Source organism: Streptomyces marokkonensis (assembly GCF_039539045.1).
Classification (GTDB): Bacteria; Actinomycetota; Actinomycetes; order Streptomycetales; family Streptomycetaceae; genus Streptomyces; species Streptomyces marokkonensis.
Genome location: NZ_BAABCQ010000417.1, coordinates 1 through 653, shown reverse-complemented (window position 1 = coordinate 653; position 653 = coordinate 1). Strand labels below are relative to the sequence as shown.

At 69.4% G+C, this 653-nt stretch carries 1 protein-coding gene; it reads left to right on the top strand.

Annotation, left to right across the window (positions count from 1 at the left end):
• A partial coding sequence (locus ABEA26_RS36195; protein WP_345598342.1) for a flavodoxin-dependent (E)-4-hydroxy-3-methylbut-2-enyl-diphosphate synthase occupies nt 1-653 on the top strand: 653 nt, incomplete at both ends.

Here is a 653-nt window from a genome sequence, read left to right as displayed (position 1 = left end):
ACGACCCGTACGTCGGACATCGGCGCTACGCTCCAGCAGATCGCCGAGCTGACGGCGTCGGGCTGCCAGATCGTCCGGGTGGCCTGTCCCACGCAGGACGACGCGGACGCGCTGGCCGTGATCGCGAAGAAGTCGCAGATCCCGGTGATCGCCGACATCCACTTCCAGCCCAAGTACGTCTTCGCCGCGATCGAGGCGGGCTGCGCGGCGGTCCGCGTGAACCCCGGCAACATCAAGCAGTTCGACGACAAGGTCAGGGAGATCGCCAAGGCGGCCCGCGACCACGGCACCCCGATCCGCATCGGCGTCAACGCCGGCTCCCTGGACCGGCGCCTGTTGCAGAAGTACGGCAGGGCGACCCCCGAGGCCCTGGCGGAGTCCGCGCTGTGGGAGGCGTCCCTCTTCGAGGAGCACGACTTCCGGGACATCAAGATCTCCGTCAAGCACAACGACCCGGTCGTCATGGTCGAGGCCTACCGCCGGCTCGCCGCCCAGTGCGACTACCCGCTGCACCTCGGCGTCACCGAGGCCGGACCAGCCTTCCAGGGCACCATCAAGTCGGCCGTCGCCTTCGGCGCGCTGCTCTCCCAGGGCATCGGCGACACCATCCGCGTCTCCCTGTCCGCCCCGCCGGTCGAGGAGATCAAGGTCGG